27 protein-coding genes and 1 tRNA gene are annotated in these 23,217 nt (G+C 35.8%); 20 read left to right on the top strand and 8 right to left on the bottom strand.

Annotated features, from left to right (window positions below):
- Positions 1 to 27 precede the first annotated feature (27 nt).
- Positions 28 to 3,102, bottom strand: coding sequence for an efflux RND transporter permease subunit (locus HF196_RS03030; protein WP_168455758.1), 3,075 nt, complete (start codon positions 3,100 to 3,102; stop codon positions 28 to 30).
- An 800-nt stretch (positions 3,103 to 3,902) separates the two neighbouring features.
- On the opposite strand from HF196_RS03030, the gene HF196_RS06010 reads away from it, so the two are divergent.
- The 5 genes from HF196_RS06010 (at position 3,903) to HF196_RS03010 (ending at position 6,430) form a co-directional block, all read left to right on the top strand.
- A complete protein-coding gene (locus HF196_RS06010) occupies positions 3,903 to 4,031 on the top strand; it encodes a hypothetical protein (RefSeq protein ID WP_256359368.1) in 129 nt (42 codons plus the stop codon).
- 159 nt (positions 4,032 to 4,190) lie between these two features.
- Positions 4,191 to 4,388 (top strand): hypothetical protein, encoded by a 198-nt coding sequence (locus tag HF196_RS03025; RefSeq protein ID WP_168455757.1) that lies wholly within the window; start codon positions 4,191 to 4,193, stop codon positions 4,386 to 4,388.
- 176 nt (positions 4,389 to 4,564) lie between these two features.
- A complete protein-coding gene (locus HF196_RS03020; protein WP_168455756.1) occupies positions 4,565 to 4,774 on the top strand; it encodes a hypothetical protein in 210 nt (69 codons plus the stop codon).
- A complete protein-coding gene (locus HF196_RS03015) occupies positions 4,740 to 4,886 on the top strand; it encodes a hypothetical protein (RefSeq protein ID WP_168455755.1) in 147 nt (48 codons plus the stop codon). The genes HF196_RS03020 and HF196_RS03015 overlap by 35 nt, the downstream gene beginning before the upstream one ends.
- A 47-nt stretch (positions 4,887 to 4,933) precedes the next feature.
- Entirely contained in the window at positions 4,934 to 6,430 is a 1,497-nt protein-coding gene (locus HF196_RS03010; protein ID WP_168455754.1) for a proton-conducting transporter transmembrane domain-containing protein, read from the top strand.
- 29 nt (positions 6,431 to 6,459) lie between these two features.
- Here the strand turns inward: HF196_RS03010 and HF196_RS03005 are convergent, their stop codons facing one another.
- Together HF196_RS03005 and HF196_RS03000 are read right to left on the bottom strand one after the other, a co-directional pair.
- Positions 6,460 to 7,371 carry an FKBP-type peptidyl-prolyl cis-trans isomerase gene (locus tag HF196_RS03005; RefSeq protein ID WP_168455753.1) on the bottom strand — a complete coding sequence of 304 codons (912 nt, stop codon included), beginning with the start codon at positions 7,369 to 7,371 and terminating at the stop codon, positions 6,460 to 6,462.
- Positions 7,364 to 8,164: a polyprenyl synthetase family protein gene (locus HF196_RS03000; RefSeq protein WP_168456274.1), complete on the bottom strand. Its 801-nt coding sequence runs from the start codon at positions 8,162 to 8,164 to the stop codon at positions 7,364 to 7,366. Before HF196_RS03000 ends, HF196_RS03005 begins: the two co-directional genes overlap by 8 nt.
- Positions 8,165 to 8,307: 143 nt before the next feature.
- On the opposite strand from HF196_RS03000, the gene acpP reads away from it, so the two are divergent.
- The 3 genes from acpP (at position 8,308) to HF196_RS02985 (ending at position 10,304) form a co-directional block, all read left to right on the top strand.
- Positions 8,308 to 8,571, top strand: a complete 264-nt coding sequence (acpP, locus tag HF196_RS02995) for an acyl carrier protein (protein WP_168455752.1) — start codon at positions 8,308 to 8,310, stop codon at positions 8,569 to 8,571.
- A gap of 6 nt (positions 8,572 to 8,577) precedes the next feature.
- On the top strand, positions 8,578 to 9,843 hold the full coding sequence (gene fabF / locus HF196_RS02990) for a beta-ketoacyl-ACP synthase II (protein ID WP_168455751.1): 1,266 nt from the start codon (positions 8,578 to 8,580) through the stop codon (positions 9,841 to 9,843).
- A 323-nt stretch (positions 9,844 to 10,166) separates the two neighbouring features.
- Positions 10,167 to 10,304 (top strand): hypothetical protein, encoded by a 138-nt coding sequence (locus HF196_RS02985; protein WP_168455750.1) that lies wholly within the window; start codon positions 10,167 to 10,169, stop codon positions 10,302 to 10,304.
- Between the two features lie 263 nt (positions 10,305 to 10,567).
- Here HF196_RS02985 and HF196_RS02980 read toward each other — a convergent pair whose 3' ends face one another.
- Together HF196_RS02980 and mnmG are read right to left on the bottom strand one after the other, a co-directional pair.
- Positions 10,568 to 10,729 (bottom strand): WPE palindromic element domain-containing protein, encoded by a 162-nt coding sequence (locus HF196_RS02980; protein WP_168455749.1) that lies wholly within the window; start codon positions 10,727 to 10,729, stop codon positions 10,568 to 10,570.
- A gap of 221 nt (positions 10,730 to 10,950) precedes the next feature.
- Positions 10,951 to 12,888, bottom strand: a complete 1,938-nt coding sequence (gene mnmG / locus HF196_RS02975) for a tRNA uridine-5-carboxymethylaminomethyl(34) synthesis enzyme MnmG (RefSeq protein WP_168455748.1) — start codon at positions 12,886 to 12,888, stop codon at positions 10,951 to 10,953.
- Between the two features lie 180 nt (positions 12,889 to 13,068).
- On the opposite strand from mnmG, the gene HF196_RS02970 reads away from it, so the two are divergent.
- The 8 genes from HF196_RS02970 to fmt all read left to right on the top strand — a co-directional run bounded on the left by HF196_RS02970 (position 13,069) and on the right by fmt (position 17,608).
- The gene (locus tag HF196_RS02970; RefSeq protein WP_168455747.1) at positions 13,069 to 13,227 is read left to right on the top strand and encodes a hypothetical protein; all 159 of its coding nucleotides are present in this window, start codon (positions 13,069 to 13,071) and stop codon (positions 13,225 to 13,227) included.
- Positions 13,228 to 13,408: 181 nt separating this feature from the next.
- A complete protein-coding gene (locus HF196_RS02965; RefSeq protein ID WP_168455746.1) occupies positions 13,409 to 14,596 on the top strand; it encodes an MFS transporter in 1,188 nt (395 codons plus the stop codon).
- Positions 14,597 to 14,657: 61 nt separating this feature from the next.
- Positions 14,658 to 14,963 carry an integration host factor subunit alpha gene (locus tag HF196_RS02960; RefSeq protein WP_168455745.1) on the top strand — a complete coding sequence of 102 codons (306 nt, stop codon included), beginning with the start codon at positions 14,658 to 14,660 and terminating at the stop codon, positions 14,961 to 14,963.
- Positions 14,956 to 15,291, top strand: coding sequence for a MerR family transcriptional regulator (locus HF196_RS02955; protein WP_168455744.1), 336 nt, complete (start codon positions 14,956 to 14,958; stop codon positions 15,289 to 15,291). The genes HF196_RS02960 and HF196_RS02955 overlap by 8 nt, the downstream gene beginning before the upstream one ends.
- A gap of 210 nt (positions 15,292 to 15,501) precedes the next feature.
- Complete coding sequence (locus HF196_RS02950; RefSeq protein WP_168455743.1) at positions 15,502 to 15,945, top strand: PAS domain-containing protein; 444 nt, start codon at positions 15,502 to 15,504, stop codon at positions 15,943 to 15,945.
- Positions 15,946 to 16,088: 143 nt separating this feature from the next.
- The gene (gene rpmI / locus HF196_RS02945; protein WP_168455742.1) at positions 16,089 to 16,295 is read left to right on the top strand and encodes a 50S ribosomal protein L35; all 207 of its coding nucleotides are present in this window, start codon (positions 16,089 to 16,091) and stop codon (positions 16,293 to 16,295) included.
- A 20-nt stretch (positions 16,296 to 16,315) separates the two neighbouring features.
- Positions 16,316 to 16,681, top strand: a complete 366-nt coding sequence (rplT, locus tag HF196_RS02940; protein WP_168455741.1) for a 50S ribosomal protein L20 — start codon at positions 16,316 to 16,318, stop codon at positions 16,679 to 16,681.
- Positions 16,682 to 16,699: 18 nt separating this feature from the next.
- Positions 16,700 to 17,608: a methionyl-tRNA formyltransferase gene (fmt, locus tag HF196_RS02935; RefSeq protein ID WP_168455740.1), complete on the top strand. Its 909-nt coding sequence runs from the start codon at positions 16,700 to 16,702 to the stop codon at positions 17,606 to 17,608.
- 438 nt (positions 17,609 to 18,046) lie between these two features.
- On the opposite strand, the gene rpe is transcribed toward fmt, so the two are convergent.
- The gene (rpe, locus tag HF196_RS02930) at positions 18,047 to 18,724 is read right to left on the bottom strand and encodes a ribulose-phosphate 3-epimerase (protein ID WP_168455739.1); all 678 of its coding nucleotides are present in this window, start codon (positions 18,722 to 18,724) and stop codon (positions 18,047 to 18,049) included.
- A gap of 192 nt (positions 18,725 to 18,916) precedes the next feature.
- Between rpe and HF196_RS02925 the strand changes: the two genes are divergently transcribed.
- Positions 18,917 to 18,990 (top strand) — tRNA-Arg (locus HF196_RS02925).
- Between the two features lie 8 nt (positions 18,991 to 18,998).
- On the opposite strand, the gene HF196_RS02920 is transcribed toward HF196_RS02925, so the two are convergent.
- Both HF196_RS02920 and HF196_RS02915 read right to left on the bottom strand, forming a co-directional pair.
- The gene (locus HF196_RS02920; RefSeq protein WP_168455738.1) at positions 18,999 to 19,949 is read right to left on the bottom strand and encodes a complex I NDUFA9 subunit family protein; all 951 of its coding nucleotides are present in this window, start codon (positions 19,947 to 19,949) and stop codon (positions 18,999 to 19,001) included.
- 48 nt (positions 19,950 to 19,997) lie between these two features.
- Complete coding sequence (locus HF196_RS02915) at positions 19,998 to 21,428, bottom strand: UDP-N-acetylmuramoyl-tripeptide--D-alanyl-D-alanine ligase (RefSeq protein WP_168455737.1); 1,431 nt, start codon at positions 21,426 to 21,428, stop codon at positions 19,998 to 20,000.
- A 186-nt stretch (positions 21,429 to 21,614) separates the two neighbouring features.
- On the opposite strand from HF196_RS02915, the gene HF196_RS02910 reads away from it, so the two are divergent.
- Genes HF196_RS02910 through HF196_RS02900 form a run of 3 tightly spaced genes read left to right on the top strand, consistent with a single transcriptional unit; the run spans position 21,615 to position 23,217 of the window.
- Positions 21,615 to 22,463 carry a hypothetical protein gene (locus HF196_RS02910; RefSeq protein ID WP_168455736.1) on the top strand — a complete coding sequence of 283 codons (849 nt, stop codon included), beginning with the start codon at positions 21,615 to 21,617 and terminating at the stop codon, positions 22,461 to 22,463.
- A gap of 3 nt (positions 22,464 to 22,466) precedes the next feature.
- Positions 22,467 to 22,835: an HIT domain-containing protein gene (locus HF196_RS02905; protein WP_168455735.1), complete on the top strand. Its 369-nt coding sequence runs from the start codon at positions 22,467 to 22,469 to the stop codon at positions 22,833 to 22,835.
- A 28-nt stretch (positions 22,836 to 22,863) separates the two neighbouring features.
- Entirely contained in the window at positions 22,864 to 23,217 is a 354-nt protein-coding gene (locus HF196_RS02900) for an NADH-quinone oxidoreductase subunit A (RefSeq protein WP_168455734.1), read from the top strand.

Here is a 23,217-nt window from a genome sequence, read left to right as displayed (position 1 = left end):
TCAGTATTAAATCATTACTAATTTAAGTCAAGTTTTTTCATGTCTGTGCATCACAAGCAACGCAGGAGTAAAAAATAAAGTTAGAACCGTTGCGGCTAATATTCCACATGCTATAGTTGTTGAAATGTCAACCCACCATTGGCTTGATGGTGCGTTATACGTAACTTGCAACGAGAAAAAATCGATGTTTAGTTTGGTAATCATTGGTATTAGGCCAAGAACTGTAGTTGCAACGGTAAGCAATATTGGCCTAACGCGAGAAACTGAAGCATTTATCACACATTGCTTGATATTATTTTCGTATATCTTAACTTGGTGATGAAAAGCATCAAGTAACAATATATTATTGTTTACTATAATCCCAGCTAAAGCAATTATCCCCACTCCGCACATAACAATTACAAAAACTTTATTAATAAGAAAGAAAACAAAAAATACACATGTGGTAGATAAAAATACTGCTGTCATTACAATAAATGTGTGGTACACACTATTAAATTGTGTCACTAGTACCAATACCATTAACGTAATTGCCAATACAAAAGCCTTTAATAGAAAAGCTTCTGACTTTTGTTGGTCTTCTTTGTCACCTTTAAAATTAATTTTTACTTCTCTGTCCCAATCCTTAGCTATTGAACCTTGAATGAACTTTACTCTTTCATCAACCAGATACCCATGGTCAACGTCAGCAGAAATTGTTACTGTGCGTGATCCATCAATCCTGCTTAGTTTGCTTACCTTTTTCTCTGGAGAATATTTTACTACGTTGCTCATAGGATACGGACCGCTTGTTGTATTAATAAAAAGATTCTCTATAGTCTTCATATTGCGATCCTTCTCAGGAAAACGAAGTATAATATCAATTTCTTCATTTAGGCTATTTGATCTATACTTTCCAATTAATACTCCACTTGTAACCATTTTTATAAAATCGCCAATGGTTGCAACATTTACTCCAGAACTTGCTGCCTTACTCTTGTCGACATTCATGCTCCACTCTATTTCAGGTGCAGGTCTACTATCTTGAATATTTATAAACCCCGATGAAGGTTGGTTCATGATTTTTAGGATCTTCTCTACTGCCAAATCTAAGTTAAGTGCGTTTCCGCTAAGGTTAATCTGTATTGGCTTGTCGGCTGACGGTCCTGGATTTTCTTCTTGAATATCGACTATTACTCCTTTCATATCCTGCACACAGGTTCTTATATCATTTAATATGTCTCTAGCTTTGCGCCTAAAGCGCCAATCTATAAGTTCCAATTGGATTTGAGCGATAACATTATCGCCAAATAATCCCGATTTAGCGTAGAAAACCTTAACTTCTTCCTTCATGTTTAAAATACGGTTCTCTATTTCTTTAAGTATCAGATCTCGCTCTTTAGCTGATAAGTTTCCTTGTGCTTTAACACTAATTAAAATATTATCTGAATCCACTTTTGGAAAAAACTTTACTCCAGGACCACAAGTAAAGTACAACACACTAAACGAAAACAACATGAGTACAGAAGCAAATACAAATTTTTTAGGATGGTCTAAAACTTTCTCCAATATATGCACATAAGCTCTTATTATAGGTCCGGTATTCCTTATATCACCGCTTTCTATTGCATTCATTTTTTTAATTTCCCCTTTTGAAATCACCGAAGGCTCACCAAATATTGCACCAAGTGTTGGTATAAAAACCACAGCCATAACGAGCGAACCAGTCAAGGTTAGAATCATTGTAATTGGTATATACTGCATGAACTTACCGATTGTATCTGGCCAGAATAACAAAGGAAAAAACACTGCCAATTTAGTCAATGTTGACGATAGGACTGGGTAGAACATGTCGCGGACTGAAGTGCTAAAGGCTTCTATCTTATTCATCCCGCAGATCATCTTTCTGTCAGCATATTCGCTGATTACAATTGCATCATCAACCAGCATGCCGACTGCCATAATTAAACTGAAGAGTACAACGATGTTTAAAGTTATGCCCATGAAGTAAAGAGCTATTATTCCAATCAGAAAGGATCCAGGTATCGAAAGTGCCACAAGAATAGCTATTCTTGTTCCCATAGAGAGTATTATTATGATTAATATCAACAACACAGCAAATATTATGCCATTTTCCAACTCATCAAGCACATTACGTACATTTTTTGATTGGTCGTTTAAGTACACTATTTTTAGATTTTCAGGTAACTGGTCTTTTGCCTTATCCATTAAGTATTTTACTTGATTTACTGTGTCTATTATATTTTTGCCACTGCGTTTTGAAACTTCTAGTACGATACTAGACAGCCCATTAATGCGAGCAAATTCCTTATAATCCTCAAATCTAGGATAAACTTTTGCTACATCCTTTATTTTCAAGACTGCATCACCTTGAGACCTAATAGGAATCTCCATAATATCTTCTACATCTTTTAGTAATCCCAACACTTTAATTGAGTATTTGCCTGTGTCACTGTCTAGTGACCCGGCTTCAACCAGCTTATTATTGTTTGATATAGCATAGAATATTTCATTTGATTGAATGTTGTATTTTGTTAGGACTGTAGGTTCAATTATCACTTCTACTGTCTCTTTACGCATACCTGCTACTTTAACTTTGAGAACACTTGGCAAAGATTCTATTTCCTTTTTTAATTTATGTGCTATCTCAGTTAAAGCCCTTTCTGGTAAATTACCAATCAATCCAACACTTAATATGGGAAATAAACTCAGGTTTACTTCGCTGACTATTGGAGATTCTGCTTCAGCAGGTAACTTTGATTTTATATTTGAAAGCCTTGAACGAACGTTATCGAGCACTTCCTTGTTATTATACTCTGTGCCAAATTTAAGTATTATATGGGCACCATCATCAGTTGCCATAGCCTGCAATTCCTTAACTCCCTCTATGGATCTTAATTCGTTTTCTATCGGAATAGCTAATAACTTCTCGCTATCTTCGACAGAAATTCCAGGAAGCCTAACAAATACACTTATTATGGGGATTTGTATATCTGGGTTGCTTTCTCTTGGCATCTTTATATAGGCATAAGAACCAAAAATAAAAATCACTATAAGCAACAGTATTACTGCCCTGTTCTTCTCTACGAGCAAGCTTTTCATGTTAATATTTCATTGAATGTGCATATTTTTGTACAACATTATACTCAAGATACGTTATATATTAATTAACTCCTATATAGTTTTGAGAATGTTTGTATTAAAATCATCATAACATGACAATTACAAAATAGACTTCTTGCGTAACAAATTTTTAGAGCGCATTGAAAAAACCACTTGACGTTTCCAAAAAGTCTGCTTATCATGTGGCTGAAGCTATTTATTTATCTTCAGTCTGTGCAGATAAAATGACAAAAAACTCAATGTATTTGGCGTCTCATGTTTAATTTTTTGCACTATGTGCACTTATGTCTTTAATAAACTTTCAAGGTTTTTACCTATATAAGCTAAAATGCGCTTGTTAAAGCGTTTAAAACAGTAAAAAACGCCGATTAAAAGATAGATAGTGAATAGCTAGCTAACAGGGTTTTTTTTGCCTTTTTTCTGCTTAGTAAATTTCTTAACGTTTAAATTTAGATCAGTTGCGGTTTAAAAGCAGCGAGATTAGACGTTTAGAATAAAAAAACGCCAGTTTATAAAGTTAATATAAATAATTAGCCACCAACGGGGCTTTTTTTGCCTTTTTCTCTCATTTGGTAAATTTCTTAAACCCTGTCATTCCAGCGCGTGACGCTGGAATCCAGCCTTATTTTTATTTTTACGCAAAATCGAAAATAAGAGCTCTCTTATGTTCATCCACGCAAATAAGGTAAGCCTTATTTTCATTTTTATACAGAATCGAAAATAAGAGGTTTCTTATGTTCATCGAAGGGTGTCATTCCAGTGCTTGACACTGGAATCCAGTGAAAAAGAAGAATGGATCCCAGTGTCGGAGCACTGGGATGACATCATTGGGCTACTCGGATGACATCGTAGAGGCTACAGGAATGACATCCACAGCCCTGTCATTCCAGCGCTGGTCCACTTTCTGAAGGTGTCATTCTAGCGCGTGACGCTGTAATCCAGCCTTATTTTCATTTTTACGCAAAATCGAAAATAAGAGGTTTCCTATGTTCATCAAAGGGTGTCATTCCAGCGCTTGACGCTGGAATCCAGAAAAAAAAGAGTGGATCCCAGTATCAAGTACTGGGATGACAGAAAAAAAGACTATTTGGATGACATCGCTGGGCCATTCGGGTGACATCCACAATCCTGTCATTACAACGTGTAACGCTAGAATCTACAACCCTATCATTCTAGTGCTTGACGCTGGAATCCAGCCTTATTTTCATTTTTACGCAAAATCGAAAATAAGAGGTCTCTTGTGTTCATCCACGCAAATAAGGTAAGCCTTATTTGCATTTTTATACAGAATCGAAAACAAGAGCTCTCTTATGTTCATCGAAGGGTGTCATTAAAGTAGCTGACACTGGAATCTAGGAAAGTTTGCTTGTAAGCAAGCAAACTAATTTTGTGAACATAGAAAGTAGCTAATTTTAATTTAAAACACAACATCTTGATTATTATGGAAACCTGGATCCCAGTGTCGGAGCACTGGGATGACACCTACAACCCTGTCATTACAACGTGTAACGCTGGAACCCACAACCCTGTCATTCCAGCACGTGACGCTGGAATCCAGCCTTATTTTCATTTTTATATAGAATCGAAAATAAGAGATTCCTTATGTTCATTGAAGAGTGTCATTCCAGCGCGTGACGCTGGAATCCAGTGAAAAAAGTGGTCCCAGTATCAAGTACTGGGATGACATTATAAGTGGCTATCCAGACTATGCTGTATGTGCACAGCGACTAGTTTGCCAAAAAAACATGGTAGTTTTTTTATGATTTGAATATAATTCTAGCTTTGCCCAAGTAGAAAAATGAGTTATTTGATGGACTATGTTTTAGCATTTCTTTCCTTACCACTTTTTATTACTGAAGATTATTTGTTAATTACTGCGCTGATTCCGCTTTTGGGTGCAGTAATTATTTTTTTTACTGGCAAATGGTCTGGAGTGAGCAACAGCATCGCTGTTGCCTCTTCTGTACTTCTATTTACGTACACATGTCTGTGTGCCTTATGTTGGGCATATGGTGATCATTCTCAATTTATTCTAATGGATTTTGGCAACAATTTACATATTAGTTTAAAGCTAGAGTTTACTGGGGTGGTATTTAGTTTATTAATATCATTTTTATGGATATTAACCAGCATATATGCAACATGCTATATGCAAAGTAACTACCATGATCGTAATTACTCAAATTTCTTATGTTTTTTCTCAATATCGATTAGTTGTACAATGTTTATTGCTTTTTCTGGTGATTTGCTGACTACATTTGTTTTTTATGAACTTTTAACCATTAGTACTTACCCTCTCGTTACCTATCATGGAACAAATGAGTCGATGATCGCTGGGCGTTATTATTTTGGTGTACTACTTTTTTCCTCCTTAGTACTATTTTTTCCAGTTCTTGGTTTCTTATACAATGAGTTTCATACTTTAGACTTTGTGAGCAGCGGAATATTTAAATTTGACACTTCGCTTACCACTTTTACTGCGGTGTGTTTTGCCATGCTAATTTACGGAATAGGGAAAGCTGCGTTAATGCCAATGCATTTTTGGTTACCAAAAGCAATGGTTGCACCAACTCCTGTGAGTGCATTACTGCATGCTGTTGCTGTTGTGAAATCCGGAGCTTTCATCATCATCAAGGTCATATTGTACACTTTTGGCACTAATAACCTGCAACGCTTTGTGCAACAAAACTGGTTTGCTGGAGGATGGCTGCCATATGCCGCAGGATTCACCATTATTGCTGCTTCACTGATTGCACTCAAGCAGAAAGAATTGAAAAAATTGCTTGCTTACTCAACCGTTTCTCAATTATCATACATTATATTGTTCGCTTCAATTTTTAGCGATCTTAGCGCAAAGGTTGCAGTTTTTCAGTTAGTTTGTCATGCATTTGCAAAAATCACTTTATTTTTTGTTGCAGGTAGCATAATAACGAAAACAGGTGAAAAGTATATAGACAGAATTCACGGCATAGGACGGAGTATGCCAATTACTATGATAGCATTTACTATGGGTGCATTGTCTATGATAGGAGTGCCACCTGCTCCAACTTTTTGGGGTAAATTTCTCATCTTTCAAGCTGTTTTTAACTCTGGTAGTACAGCACTTTCTATATTTGTCACTTTTGTATTAATAGTAAGTACTATCCTCAATTCTATGTACTTTTTGCCGATAATTTACAATGCTTTTTTCTCAAAGTCTTCTAAAAACTTTTTCATTAAAAAGACACCTATTTTTCTGGTTTTACCACCAGCTATTACTGCTATATGTACCTTTGCTATTTTCTTTGGTTATCAAATAATATTTTAAGATATTCACATTTTTCCTGTCTGTAAATTTTATTGTGGTTTGGTGTCTAAGCTTAGGTTAATTATTGAGACATTTTCTTCGTCAAAATCTATATCTTCGATTAACATGTCATCAGTAACATTCAAAAGTTCAGGTGGAGAGATGATAGTTCTATCATTGCCAGCTCTCATTCCTACAACCCCAAGCTCTATAGCAAGTGGTACTTTTTTATCACCAATCTTAAATTGAGCTGTTTGGTTTTCGACCAAATGTTCACCATCATGTTCCATTATGCTGTATCTAATTGATACTTTGTCACCACACTTTACTTGTTTTCCAGTTTTGTGAACTAAGTTATCAAGGATAATCATATTACTCACTGAATCAGGATATTCATCTTTTACTTCGAGTAGTTTGACATAATAAGAACTGAAATTCATTTTGTTATCATTAGCAATACTGCCTACAGTAACTACACGCTCTCCACCTTCTTTCATCCCGATTACTCCTAAGCCTACCTCTTTCCAATTATCCTGACCTATTTTCAAAGTAACATCAGAGGCTTGGCTTGAAAGTGAAGGTAGTGCCGACAGACTATGAGACATTTTGTGAACCTGTAACAGTACTTCCTGACCACAGAAGGCTTTGCTGCCTTCACCTTCTGTAATTTCATAAAAGTTTATCGTATTTTCCTCTTCTTCCTGCTGTACTATTTCTTCTAAATACTCCTTCAGTCCATGCTTTTCAATATAGCGATCAAGTGCTGATTCAAGTATTGGTTTCACTAGATAACATGCTATTGTCTGTGTCAACCCACCACTTGCAGTATTTATCTCGTAAAGTTTGTCTTTCCTTTCCGGTTTACCTTTGTTTATATGGGCAACAATCAACATAAAAGTGGAAGTCAAAACAAAAATTATCACCATGGAAATAAGCAGTTGTAATATAATTTTCCTAGCCATTTTTTCTTACTCGATTCAGTAAATTATATAAATCATTGGTATCTCCTGAAAGCTTACCTAAATTAGCCAAAGCCTGTTTAAAAAGAGCTTCTATATAGTTTTCTACTTCACTTCCATCCAAAACAGACATTAAATTATTTATTTTGTCTTGTTTGTAGTCTTCAATATCATCCTTAACTTGAAAAATGAGCCCAAGATTTATCCCGTAGTCATATAATGCCCTACGTTGCTTGTCTGTGGCGTCTCCTACTATCGCACCTATCTCACATGAAACTGCAAATAGTTTTGCGGTTTTTAATAAATGGATTTCTTTGGCTTTGGAAAAATCTACATCGATATCTAAAATCTGTCCTCTTACCATTCCCTTAGCTCCGATTGCTTGAGAGAGTACCTTTATAATTTCGCAACGTTTGTTACTATCCTCATTTAGTGAGGACAATATTTCAAAAGCAAAGGTTAGTAGCGCATCCCCAGCAAGCACTGCTGTTGCCTCATCAAAATTTTTATGGCAACTTAGCTGACCTCTGCGGGTATCGCTATTGTCCATACATGGTAAATCATCATGAATGAGAGAGTAAGTGTGAACACATTCAACTGCCACAGCAACTGATATAGCTCTCTCAATTTTTACATTGAACACTCGTGATGAAGCTATGACTAAAAATGGACGTATATATTTTGCAGGAGCAAGAAGCACATAGCGCATGGCTGATATAAGCTTGTTTTGGCTATCCTCAGGTAAAATCTTATCTATTTCTGCAATAAGCAGTCTTTTTATTGTTTCATCTAACATTTTTGAATTTTCTAATCCCAGCATACGATACTGAAGTAGCGGGAGCGGTAAAAGACTTCGCAATAGTTTATCAACCATATAAAGGTATTGCAAACATGAAAATTTTTTATAACATCAAAGAATAGATTATTTTTTGGTAAAAAATGAATAACGAACTAGCAAAGAGCACTAGAGAAGACATAGAAGAAAAGGTAAAAAAGATCGTGCTGGAGCACATTAGCAAGGATGTAGAGAAGTTTAACAACTCTTCAAAGCTTTCCGAGCATGGTGCGGACAGTTTGGATGCAGTTGAGATAATCATGGCAGCAGAAGAAGAATTTGGTATAGAAATTCCTGATGAAGATGCGCAAAAAATGGAAACTATGGACCAAATAGTTAAGTATATAGTAAAAAAAATCAATCATTAATGTTAAATGAGCAGAAGAGTAGTAGTTACTGGTATTGGCTTAATTACTCCACTGGCAGCAGATGTTGAAAATACTTGGCTTAAGTTAATAGGTGGTCAGTCTGGCATAAAGGAAATCAGCAGGTTTGATGCTTCTGATCTTGCTTGCAAAATTGCAGGGCAAGTTCCCCTACAGTGTGACAACATTGAACACTGCTTTAACCCACTAGATTATCTCTCTGAAAAAGACCTCAAAAGAACAGATCGCTTTATTCACTACGGTATTGCCGCTGCTATTCAGGCAGTGGACGATTCAATGATTTTGGAAAGCCAAAATATCAACCGAGAACGCATTGGTGTGGCTGTCGGCTCCGGTATAGGTGGTCTTCCATCAATTCAGGAAAATGTGATTACTATGCAGGAAAAGGGACCGAGACGTGTCAGTCCGTTTTTCGTGCCTGCAAGCCTAATAAACTTAATATCTGGCCATATTTCTATTAAATATGAATTTACAGGTCCAAACGATTCGGCGGTAACTGCATGCGCAACCGGTGCACATGCAATAATAAATTCAGCAAGAGCTATAAAACTTGGTGAAGCAGATGTAATGATTGCAGGTGGATCAGAAAGTGCACTTTGTAGAGTTGGAATTGCAGGTTTTGCATCCATGAAGGCGCTATCAACCAAATTTAACGATAAACCTGAAGAAGCCTCAAGACCATGGGATGAAGAACGTGATGGATTTGTCATGGGTGAAGGGGCTGGTATATTGGTGCTAGAAGAATATGAACACGCGAAGAAAAGAGGGGCAAAAATATATGCAGAACTTACTGGGTATGGGCTAACCGGGGATGCGTACCACATTACAGCACCACATTCAGAAGGAAGAGGTGCATTTAAGGCAATGCAAATTGCCCTAAAGAGCGCACAAATTAGTCCAAATCAAATCGGGTATATCAACGCACACGGCACTTCAACACCACTTGGAGATAAAATTGAAGTGATAGCAATAAAACAGTTATTTGGTGATTACGCTGATAAGATACCAGTGTCTTCAACTAAATCTTCTATAGGACATTTGCTTGGTGCTGCAGGAAGTGTTGAAGCAATATTTAGCATCCTTGCATTAAATAACGGAATTACTCCACCAACCTTAAATTTACACAAGCCTTCAGAAGGATGTGATTTAAATTTTGTCCCGTTTAAAGCTCAAGAGCACAAAATCCAATATGTATTTTCTAATTCGTTTGGCTTTGGTGGCACTAACGCATCACTAATCTTTGGACAAGTATAGATTTGATTTTTGTGTTGAGATTGTTTATAGCTAAAATGCACAAACGCAGGATATACTAGTTCTGGATTGAGGGAGGAAGTGCAGAGAAAGAAGTATCTGTTCAGGCAATGGTGTCAACTTAAGGAAAAATGTCGGTGACTGTGTTTTTCCTATAGCTGTAATAAGGTGATAAGCCCAAACGCTATCTGCCTTTAGGAGAGTTTGCTAATGGAGGCTCTTAAGTTGACGCCATTAGCTGAACGGATACGATTCTTTAATATCCATTCATTCAACTCCAGCACACCATTTTTTATAATATACATTATTTTCGATTCTGTATAAAAATGAAAATAAGGCTTACCTTATCTGCATGGATGAACATAAGAGACCTCTTATTTTCGATTCTGTATAAAAATGAAAATAAGGCTTATATATTTGCGTGGATGAAAATAAAGAAATCTCTTATTTTCGATTTTGCGTAAAAGTGAAAATAAGGCTGGATTCCAGCGTCAAGCGCTGGAATGACAGGTTGTGGGTGTCATCACTTTAGCCTCTACGGTTTCATCCTAGTAGCTCCTTTTCTTGTCATCCCAGTACTTGATACTGGGATCCATTCTTCTTTTTCACTGGATTCCAGCGTCAAGCGCTGGAATGACACCCTTCGATGAACACAAGAAATTTCTTATTTTCGATTCTATATAAAAATGAAAATAAAGCTTATCTTAATGGTGATAGACTGCTTGCATTATGGTTGTACGAACACTGCAATTAGCAGGTAATTTGCGGGTGTCATCCATTTAACCTCTACGATGCATCCAAGTAGCATAATGATGTCATCCCAGTGCCCCGACACTGGGATCCACTCTTCTTTTTCACTGGATTCCAGCGTCAAGCGCTGGAATGACACCCTTTAATGAAAATAAAAAACCTCTTATTTTCGATTCTGTATAAAAATGAAAATAAGGCTTAGTAGCTAACACTGGGATCCACTCTTTTTTTTACTGGATTCCAGCGTCACGCGCTGGAATGACACCCTTTGTTGTAAATTCACCTTTACTCCATGGGTATCTTTTTATGTTACCTTGTTCACCCTATTTTGTCACCTCGCTGAACGTATACCACAAACTTTTAATTAGCAACTTTACTTATCTTCTTGTTTCTCAAATATACTAATATACTCACTATCGCTGCTGGGGTGATGCCTTGTATTTGTTTTGCAACGCCGATTGTTGCTGGCTTTATCATCTGCAACTTTTCTATTACCTCACTTGACAGGCCTTTAACTTGTGAATAGTTGAAATTGATTGGAATTTGAGTATTAATTTCCTCCCGTAGAAACTTCATATCTGCTTCTTGTCTGATTAAGTAAGGCTTGTATTTTGCTTCGATTTCGATTATTTCCTGGATCTCAGTGTTAGCTACTTGGATAACAGGAGAGTTAGCTGCATCCATCCTAGTGTCATTCCAGCGTGTGACGCTGTTTAACTCCGGCCATATCTCTTGTAATTCGTTCCAATCGATATTGGGGTAGCTAAGTAGATCTAATGCCGTTTTTCTTATTCCATCATAAGATATTTTGATACCATAGAACCTGAGCTGCTCAGGAGTAATTGTCAGGCTCTCCAACTTCTCCTCAAGCTGTTTAATGGACTTAAGCTTATTCTGTAAAACAGAGTACCTCTCATATGACACAAGAGAAATGTCATAACCTTTTTGTGTGAGTCTCCTATCCGCATTATCTGACCTGATTGCTAGCCTATATTCTGCACGTGAGGTGAATAATCTATAAGGCTCGGTTACTCCTTTAGTGACCAAATCATCTATCATTACGCCGATATACGAGTCTGTGCGGTGAAGAACAAAGCTTTCTTTTTTTCCAGATGCAGAGAGTGCTGCATTGATTCCAGCAATAATCCCTTGCCCTGCCGCTTCTTCATATCCAGTGGTACCATTAATTTGGCCGGCGAAATATAGACCTTTAATTTTCTTAGTTTCGAGGGTATGAAATAGCTCTCGTGGATCAATATAGTCATACTCAACCGCATATCCAGGTCTTAATATCTCTGCGTTTTCAAGTCCCTTGATGCTATTTATCATTTCACGCTGCACTTCGATGGGCAATGAATTTGAAATTCCATTTGGGTATACAGTATCATCATTGAGCCCTTCTGGTTCTAGGAATATTTGATGACTATTTTTTTCTGCAAATTTTTTAACTTTAGCTTCAATAGACGGGCAGTATCTTGGTGCAACAACATCATCTAAATATGAAGAGGCTGACCTGTGAAGGTTCTCTCGAATTATTCTGTGTGTATTTTCATTAGTATGAGTAATGAAACATGAAACCTGAGGTTGGTTAATTTTCTCTGTGAGATAAGAAAACGGTGTAGGTGGATTGTCGCCCACTTGCTCTTGTAATACTGGCCAATTTATAGTGCCACGATCGAGTCTTGGTGGAGTTCCAGTGCGCAATCTACCTAGTTTAAAATCGTATTTCTTCAGCGTATTTGCAAGCCCTACTGCAGACTTATCCCCCATTCTTCCTGAAGGGGTTGTTTGTTCTCCTACATGAACCACACCACAAAGAAAAGTTCCTGTAGTTAGAACGACTCTGCCTGCTAATATATGTTCCCCTGAACTTGTTATTACAGCTTTGATGTGCGGTTCTCCGTTGCTATTACTTTTGATAAGGAAATCGTCAACCGACTCTTCTTTTATCGCTAAATTACTATAGTTTAGAATAATTTCCTGTATTGCTCGCTTGTATAATTTTCGATCTGCCTGTGCACGTGGGCCCCACACTGCTGCGCCTCTGCTGCTATTTAAAATGACCGAGTGTATGCTTGCTTGATCGATTGCCCTTCCCATTATGCCATCAAGAGCGTCAACTTCTCTAACTACAACACCTTTTGCAACTCCCCCAATTGCTGGATTGCAGGACATTTCTCCTATAGTTGAAATTTTATGGGTTATAAGTAGTGTGCTTGCACCAAGGCGAGCTGCAGCCGTAGCCGCTTCACACCCGGCATGACCGCCACCTACCACTACTACATCATATTTATACATTCTTTCTCAAGTAATCCTTACTCTATAATATTCTAACTATTGGCGATTAGTGTCAAATTTTACCACAATTTTATAACCCAGCTTTGTTGCACAGTAAAAAGGTTGTAGGAAGTAAAATTAGAGAGAGAAAATCTAAATGGAGTGGTTACATATGGTCCACAAGTGTGATGATGATAAAATATGAAAAAATACTATCATAGGGGGAGTTATGGTTACATGGGTACGTCAGAACAACAGCGCGGAGCAATACAAAATCGCAAAAGTAACATAGCAAAGCTTTTGAAGTATTATGATCCTAACCCAAAAACTATTAGACATACTGTAATTGCAATTGAATAATGGAGTATGTCTAATTTAAATTACTTAATTTTACAATAAACTTGTTGCAGCAAATCTTTAGTTTCCATAGTTTCTACAATAATACTATAATTGCAATTACCTTAATAGTAACCAGGAAACGATAGCCTCAAAAGAGACTTGATGTTAAGTGATTAATAGATTGCTTATAAAAATAAATCTTATGGAAAACAGAGCTAAAGCTTGGTGCACTTGGCTGATTAGTAACTTAGTTGTTATATTCAGCAACATGCAGATAGTCTACACTTTTATCAGCGTACATCTCGAAAAAGAATTGAAGCTTACAATTGCACAGATTGCATTGGCTAATTCAGCGTATAATTGGACTTTCGCCATCCTACAATTTTTCAGTGGAGCAATATTTAATGCTTTTTCGAATAAAAAAATTTATTTTTTCTCATTGTCAGCTATGATCTTTGGATTTTTTATCCTTATTAATGGTAACAATTTTGCCTATTTGATTTTATCTCAATTGTTAATTGCAATTGGAGCATCGTTTGGTTTTGTCGGAGCTGCTCATATAAGTAGTATCTGTTTCCCCATTGCCCAATTTGGGCTAATGTTTTCACTAGTGCAGACAATTTCAAGTCTTTCTGCACTAGGAATTCAAATGCTATTTTCTAGCTTGCTTGTAGGGGGTGCATATTGGAAGGATCTGATTGTATACATAATAATATTTGGTGTGTTGACGTTTACACTTACGCTTTTTTATCCAGATAAGCTTTTGAAAAACAGCTCAGAAAAACACACAATTAAAGGCTCCATAAAAACAGTAATACGCTCTGTACTGATGGTGCTAAGATTAAAAGATATCTGGATAACTTCAATAGTGGGTGCTATTACTTTTGGAACATTTTTGGCACTTAACACCTTATGGGCTCCAAGGTTACTGAGCAACTTAGGACTCAACGCAATGGAATCAGGTATAGCAACTGCAGTATTATGGCTTGGTCTTGCAATTGGTGCTCCTACTGCAAATCAAATCTCAAATTTACTTAAAAATAGAAAGCATGTAGTTTCTGCTTTTGCTCTATTGCAAAGTGCTTCAATTATTATTTTGTTATGCAGTAACTTAACAGTTTATATCATATACTTTTGTATGTTAATGTTCGGATTTTTTGCGGGAGGGCATATGCTTAATTTTACTGTTGGTAGCGAAATTGTGAAACAGAGATACATCAGCACATCATCGTCCATTATCAATGGGTTTATGTTTATCATGAGCGGAATTATAACGTCAACTTTAGCACTTTTTACAGATCATTACGTAGCACTTTTTTCAATATTTGCAATGTTGATAATTGCTAGTATTTTAAATTATGCTACAAAAGAGACATATAATAAAAAATAAAGTAGCTGAATTTTGAGTCGATTGTTATATTATATTCACATATTGTAATACTTACCAAATTATGGATTACGTTATAACAAAAGATACAACAGTAACTAAGGCAATAATAGCTGAAGGTATAAACCAAGAAATCGGATTGTCCAAGGAAGACTCTTCTGCAATAATAGACGATATATTGGATGAGATAAAGATAGGCTTGGTAAAAGATGGAATAGTAAAGATAGCATCATTCGGAACGTTTCTGGTTAAAAAAAAGAAGGAAAGGCCAGGGAATATACCAAAGACACCACAAAAAGTAATGATTCAGGCAAGAAATATAGTTTCTTTCAGGCCTTCAAAAGTGATAAAAAAATTAATTAATGAATAAGGAAAAATTACTCTACACAATCGGAGAAGTTGCTGAAAAGCTACATGTTGAACAGCATGTTTTAAGATTCTGGGAGAATCAATTTCGTCAAATAGAACCCATAAAACGTAAAGGACGAAGATTATATGATTATAAATGTATAGAGGCCATAAAGAAAATAAAGTACATGCTATATGATAAAGGATACACAATAAAGGGAGTACAAAAAGAGTTTGATAGTAACACTAAAAGCAACTGTAATTTTAGCAATCTATTGAAGGAACTTACTGACCTACGGGACTATTTAATTAGCAAAATAGATAGCGAAGAAAGTAATAGACAATCATAAGTGCAGCATAAATATATGTAAATTGTGCATATATAGCTGGAAAGCTAGTCACAAAAGTGTGAACTTATATTAAGGAATAGTAAAGAAGCACCATTATAGAGTCATATAATAGCATGAGAATGCGACTAATAAGTCCCTTGCGGTTAAGAAAAAATCAATACATTAGCAGTAAATTCGGCTTATATCTGTATTTTGTATGTGGATGTTGGAATGGAAATTTATGCAGGCAAAGAAAGAAGGGTAGCAAATATAGTGACTCAACACTGGAGTGAGATAAAAGGACCAGACAGAGACTGGCCAGAAAGGCATGAGATAGATACTGCTGAAATAATGGAGTCATGGCAGCATTGTTTTATTGTTGAAGTGAACGATCGGGGTTATATTTGTGAAAATGCAGGAGAAAAGGCTATTGAGTTCTATGGTTTTGAAAAAAACATATGTATTGATAGTAAATATGCAATTGATGCACCGTTCTTGCGGCTATATAAAGTAGATGCAGTCATTGATAAATTTGATACTATAGTAGATAGCCAGCGCCCAATCAATGAAGAGGAAGAAAGTGAAAGTATTAAAATGAGGCAAGTACTGTTGCCGCTTGGAAATAAAGACGGTGTAACGCATATATTGGGTGTAATTACATTTAAATTTCTTTGAGACATAACTTTAGGTTGTATGTTATGGTCGTAATTGCAACTTTAGGTTGCATACCATTTGATTCTTCAGTAAAATTGCTTATACTACTAATTAATTACTGTTAAAAAGTTCAATAATAAAGCTTGTTAAATTTATTTAAGATCATGAAGAAAATGAAATTGAAAACTAAGTCTTCCGTTAAAAAACGCTTTAGTCTTACAGCTAAAGGTAAAGTTATTTCTACTCAATCAGGTAAAAGGCATGGCATGGTAAAGAGAAGTAAATCTAACATTCGTAATCAACGCGGTACGACTATTCTTGGTAAATCTGATTCGCGTATAGTTAAGCTTTATATGCCTTATGGTATTTAACAAAATGGAGGTAAAATAGAATGGCTCGAGTAAAACGTGGAGTCACTACTCACGCTCGTCATAAAAAGATATTAAATTTGGCAAAAGGGTACAGAGGGCGTGCAAAAAATTGTTATAGGATTGCATTACAGCGAGTCGAAAAAGCATTACAATATGCTTACAGGGACAGAAGAAATCGCAAACGCGATTTTCGTAGCCTGTGGATAATACGTATTAATGCAGCAGCAAGGGAACATGGGCTTACTTATGGTAGGTTTATACATGGTCTGATGCTTGCTGGAATTAACTTAAATAGAAAGGTTCTTGCTGAAATGGCTGTCAATTATAAAGATGATTTTGCAAAACTAGCGGAAACTGTAAGTAGCAAATTAGCAGAGAATTCTTGATTTTTTAAGCAGAGCAGCATGAGAGTTATTTTCATGGGTTCGCCGGAATTTGCTGTTAGTACGCTAAACTTGTTATTAAAATCAGGAAATGAGGTAATAGCAGTATATACCAAGGCTCCAAAGCCTTCAGGGCGTGGACAGAAGCTGACGAAATCTCCAATACATGCTATTGCTGAAGAAAACAGCATAGAGGTATGTACTCCGGCTTCTATGAAATCTTCAGCGGAGCAAAAAAAGTTTAGAAATTTCAAGCCGGATATTGCAGTTGTTGCTGCATATGGATTGATACTTCCAAAAGAGGTTTTAAATATTCCAAAGTATGGCTGTATTAATATTCATCCTTCACTTCTGCCTAGATGGCGTGGTGCAGCTCCTATACAGCAGGCAATTTTAGCGGGAGACCAGGAGACTGGGGTGAGTATTATACAGCTAGATGAAGGTTTAGATTCTGGTCCTATTTTAAAACAGAGAAAATTTCTGATTGGAAAGAATGACAATTATAAAACGTTGCACGATAAATTGTCTAAGCTAGGTGGTGATTTGCTGATGGAAGTGTTAAATAAAATTGATAAACAGGCTCCTATAGAGCAGAATGATGGTAATGCATGCTATGCCGATAAAGTCGAAGACTATAAAATCTATGCGAGTGATGTTTGTGAAATTGCTTATAGAAAGGTCAAAGCATTTTACCCCAAAGCATTTGTTAAGATAGAAAATAAACGCCTTAAGATACTAGATGCTGATTTTGAAGCGAGCGTTTCTTCAACCTCAGGTCAAGGTAATATCATTAATGATAATATGCACATAAGTTTGGAAAGTGGCACTTTAATTCCTAAAGTTGTACAGATGGAAGGAAGAAATCCTTGCAGCGTTGCAGATTTCGTTCGCGGCTTGAAACCAAGTATGGTAAAAAAGTTTATAGAATAATTTGCAAGTGTAACTATTCAGGCAATTGCTTCAACTTAAGAAAAAATGTCAGTATCTGTTCAGGGGAATGGTTTAAGAAGTCATACATAGAAGATTGTAAAAAGACGTCAGCTTATATCTGAAATGGCTTTATTGCATTGCTAGCCGTGGTAAATTTTAAGGCAAAAAGTAGCGAATATCAGCAATTTATCATCATAGCATTTGCAATAAGAACAGTGCTTGAATGTGAACAAAAGAAATTTCACTATTATTCACTAACCCAGCTAAAATTTAAAAATTTTAAGCTTTAGCCACTTTGAATAGAGTTAAATTTATTAATATAAACAACAAGTTTTAAATTTAATCAGACTGACTGTAAAAAAATAAGATTTTCAATAAGCTGCCTAGCTATAGCTAACCTTTCATCAACAAAGCTAATCTGGATAGTTGTAGGGAGCATTACAATAAATTTTTAAGATCATTTACAGTCTTTTGCATATTTTCAGCTTTAAATATTGCTGATCCGGCAACTAAGATATCTGCACCGGCTTTTATTATATCGGCTGCGTTTAATAAACTCACTCCACCATCTACTGAAATTTGTGTTTTAAGACCACGCTCTCCTATCATTCTCTTCACAGCAGATATTTTGTCTAGCTGTGAGTGAATAAACTCCTGCCCTCCAAACCCAGGGTTGACTGTCATAATCAGCACAATATCTAGCTCGTGTATTATGTACTCAAGTACATTAGGCGGAGTTGAAGGAACAATTGACACTCCAACTTGAATCTTTTTTTTTGTATTGTTTACATTTTTATATGATTTTATCTTTCTTACCAGCCCTGCAAGGTGTGTCTCTGCTTCCGCATGTATAGTGATAATATCAGCACCAGCACTTATAAAGCTTTCAATATGATCGCCAGGAGATTGAATCATTAAGTGCACGTCAAAAAGAAGATGGGTATATTCACGTATTGCAGAAATAACGCCTGGACCAATTGTAATATTTGGGACAAAATTTCCATCCATAACGTCTATGTGTATATAATCCACGCCTAAACTGCTAATTTTTTTTACTTCTTCCCCTAATTTTGCAAAGTTTGCTGAAAGTATAGAAGGTGCAATTTTGATACCCATACCGATCATTAAAAAATAAAAAAATAACTTATTTTTAAAACTCTGTCACCCCAGTACTTGATCAATGAATCTCAAAAAAATCAATATAAAACATTGTAGTAATTAGGTCTTGCAGTAACTTATTCAAACACCATATTTACACGAAATACCTTGACTTTATAAGCGCTAAGAAGCATCTTATATATATGTTGTGTGCCCGTAGCTCAGCTGGATAGAGCAACAGCCTTCTAAGCTGTGGGTCGTAGGTTCGAATCCTACCGGGCACGCTCCTTCTTCAATATTTTCTATAAACCTTCAAGTATTCTGGCACTACATTTTCAATCGATAATGGGCGGATTTTTACTGTTTCAAGGTCAGTTGACTTTTCGATTGAGCTACTCATCATGACTTTTACTTGATCGCGAGTGAGCATAGGGCTTGTATCCCCAGTTATGGGCTTGAGTAGCATAGAAATGATTTTTCTTTCTAGGAAAAAGGCTATTAACTTCGCCATTGGAAAGGATACGTTGACTAACAAGCACTTTCTGTTAGTGACATTCAAAACAAACTTTAATAAGCTTTTAAAGGAGTAGACTTTTGGGCCGCCTATATTATAAATCTTTTTATCTTGCTTACTAAGACTGATAACACGATATACCATTTCAGCTAAGTCAGTCACACATATCGGTTGAAATTTGGTTGTTCCACTACCAATTAGCGGCAAAAAGGGTAGAATAGTCGCTAGTCTTGAAAACTTATTAAAGAAGGTATCTTCTTTGCCAAATACAAGACTTGGCTTAATTATTATTGCCTCTGGAAATGCTGAAATTACGGCTTTTTCACTTTCTAATTTACTTTTAGCATATTCTGAAAGCTTATCATTCTCTATTCCCATGGCAGAAAAATGTATCATCATGGGTACATTTTTTACTTTTGCAGCTCTCGCTATTCTTTCAGCTATTACAACATGAACAGCGTAGAAATCGTGCTTTTTTGTTTCATATAATATTCCTACCAAGTTTATGACAACATCACATTCCTCCATACTTTCTAAAATTGATTTTTCATCAAAAAAATCGCCTTTAAGTATTGATATTTGGCCTAAATTTCCACACAGCTTCAGGTAAGCAGCTTTTTCCTGATTACGAGCAAATATTCTTATTGAATAACCGGCTGTTGCCAAGTGCTTTACAATGTGTCTTCCTATAAACCCTGTTCCACCAAAAATAACTATACGTTTTGTCACGACTAAAACTTCTAATAACTTAACCTTAAATTAATACAACAGTTTCACTTAATATTCTATTACGAATTCTTGTACTATAAGATCCATTCCCATTCTCCGCGAACCTTTAACTAAGATTACATCATTATTCTGAACAATATTAGCTAAATCACTTTTCAATCGATTAGTGTCATTGAAATGTGTACCTCTTATATTGCCTGGTAAAAGCCTGTGCAACTCTAACATAAATTTACCAACCGTATAAACTTTATTCACATTACGTTCTACGATAAAATTAAGCAACTTCGTATGAAATATTACGCTTTCATTACCAAGCTCTAGCATATCACCAAGCAATGCTACTTTTCTCTGAGTAGAATATGTACCTAAAGTTCTTATTGCAGATTCCATTGAAGCCGGGCTAGCATTATAGGAATCATCAATCAAATATACGTACTTTCCATTGTATTTAGCCTTATGAACACTACCTCTACCTTTAGTTACATTAAAACTTTCAAGTGCAAATGGCAATTTCGATAGATTAAGTCCGAGACTTTGCATAACTGCTACAACAGCTAATACAGAGTACGCAAAATGTTCACCCTGCACAGGTAAATTACAGTTTATGATTTGGTTGTTACCCAACCTAATTTTTAAACCTAATCCATAAGCAACTCGGTCTTCTGTCATTCCAGCGCGTGATGCCGGGATGACAGAAGACTCATTACTTATTGTTAGGTCTAGTAAACAAACTTTAGCATTTTTGTCTTTGCCAAAACTTATTACATCTTTATTGGCATTTGATGAGAGGTAGCCATAATACTTACTATCTCTGTTCAAAACTAAAGTACCATTATCTTTCATGTTATATAGAACTTCTAATTTTGCTTGTGCAACATCAGATAGCGACGAAAAATTCTCAACATGTGCAAGTTCTATGTTGGTAATAACTGCAATATCAGGACTACTAATCTTTGATAACTCTTTGATTTCACCAGCTTTATTCATCCCCATTTCAAGAATTAAGTATTGACAGCTTTCTGGAGCTTTTAGAACTGTTAAGGGCAATCCTATATTATTGTTCAAGTTACCTTCGTTTACATGAGATACTCCATATTGCGATAAAACAGTGTGTAGCATATCCTTTGTAGTGGTTTTTCCAACACTACCTGTAACCGCAATAACTTTGGCATTAACAAGAACATTTTTAATATAATACGATGCCATATCGTGCAAAGCTCTTAGAGTATCTTGCACAACAATCAGGGGAAGATTCCTATGTTTGTCCTCGCTTACTACTGCGGCTGCTGCCCCTTTTAAAAACGCTTCATGCAGAAAATTATGTCCATCAAAATTTTTTCCCTTGAGGGCAACAAATACATCACCTTTTTTTATGTTTCTTGTGTCTGTTGAAATATTTGAGCTATATGCCCAATTACAAACACTCTTTTCTCTTCCGCCAGTGGCATCTATAATGTTATTTGCATTCCACTTGAACATAATTTAGTTTTAAAGTAAATTGAACAATAAAAGTAGCGAAAGTGCTATATGTTTTTGACAACGTGTAAATAATGGTTGCAATTTCTATAATTCCATCTTATAATAAATATAGAAGTTTAAATATTTTCATCTATAATTTTTAAGATATAATGTAGTATTTAGTGCGGAAATACTGAGGAGGTATATATGGCACCGATCTGGGATAAGATAGGCAGAGCAGTTAAAAAAGGGGTAACAGTTGCAGGTAATATTGCTGCTCTTGTACCTAAAGCACTTCTTTACCCTGTGAAGAAACCATTTGCTTCATTGGATCGAATGAAACACGATGCCAAAGTTTCGTTGAAGGAAGCTGTCGGTATGAATGTGCCTGAAGAAGAAAGGAAGTATGATCCACCTATAGAAACCACAAAAGCTAGTGAGAATTTTGGTGTACAAATAAAGGAACAGAAAGAAAAAGGAAAGGTAACTTTTTTAGTTTCAAGAACTCTAACGGGTGATATACCCTATTTGAATGATGAGCAGCTAGATACAATAAAAAAAGATCTGCCAAGTGTAACTGTTTTTAGGGAAGAAAATAAAGTTGTAATTGAAGTTGATGTTGAGAAAATTACCAATGATATTAAGAATGATCCTAAAAACAAGGGGAAGAGTCCAGGAGAAATAAAAAAGCTTGTTCTTCAAGAAATCTATAATGAAGTTGATCGCAATTTCAAGGGTCTGGCAAAAATTACTGGCGGAGAGTTTAAAATTCACACAGATCGGAAATTGCTACATGGCATCGCGGAAAAATTGTATAAGGAATACGATGGTCAGAATAAATCAGCAGAAGAGTTTAACATGACTAATCCCAACCAGTTTCCTTTTAAAGAAACTATATCTCCTATAAAAAGTAGGCAGTTATTACAAGATATCAAAGAGCAAGCAGGAGGGTTGGAGAGTGTTTGTAGTCTTAAGGATGTTTCTCCTGGTGACAAGGTAGAATCACCACTTGCATCTCCTATAGGAGATGAAAAAGGAGAGCGAAAAAGCCGCTAAAGTATGAGTAATGGGGTTTATGATAGCAATAACATCTTTGCTCAAATATTAAGGGGCGAATTGCCTTGTGAAAAGGTACATGAAAATGAAGGTGTGTTGGCATTTTATGATAAGTATCCTGATGCACCAGTTCACATTTTAGTCATACCAAAAAATCAGTATATTTCATATGATGACTTCATTCTAAAAGCTTCCGCAGAGGAGATAGTAAGTTTCTTTAAAACTATAAGAGAGATAACATACAAATATAATTTAGAAAAAACAGGATATAGATTAGTTACCAACTACGGTGAAAATGGAGAACAAGTTGTACCACACTTTCATATGCATATTTTAGGTGGTAAAAGGTTAGGAAAGCATGTAAATTTGTAGTATTGCTTCCTATATAATGTTTTGTTAAATGAGCGAATACTTAACTATAGTAATTTTCATTTGTGTATCGATTGTAGTATCTCTAGCCTTGGGCGTATTGCCTATGTTTCTTGCAGTAAGCAAGCCAGATAGTGAGAAGCTTTCCACATATGAGTGTGGCTTTAATCCTTTATCAAGAGCAAGAAAAAATTTTGACATTAAATTTTACTTGGTTTCAATATTATTCATAATATTTGACTTAGAAGTTGCTTTTCTTTTTCCTTGGGCTGTTTCTTTGTCTAAAATAAGTTATTGTGGATTTTGGTCGATGATGATATTTCTTGGAATACTTACCGTAGGTTTTATCTATGAGTGGTGTAAAGGTGCATTAGAATGGGAGTAG

It is taken from the genome of Wolbachia endosymbiont of Ctenocephalides felis wCfeJ (genome assembly GCF_012277315.1).
In the GTDB taxonomy this organism is placed as follows: Bacteria; Pseudomonadota; Alphaproteobacteria; order Rickettsiales; family Anaplasmataceae; genus Wolbachia.
Note: the sequence above shows the minus strand (reverse complement) of the source record. Positions and strands in the feature narration are given on the sequence as shown.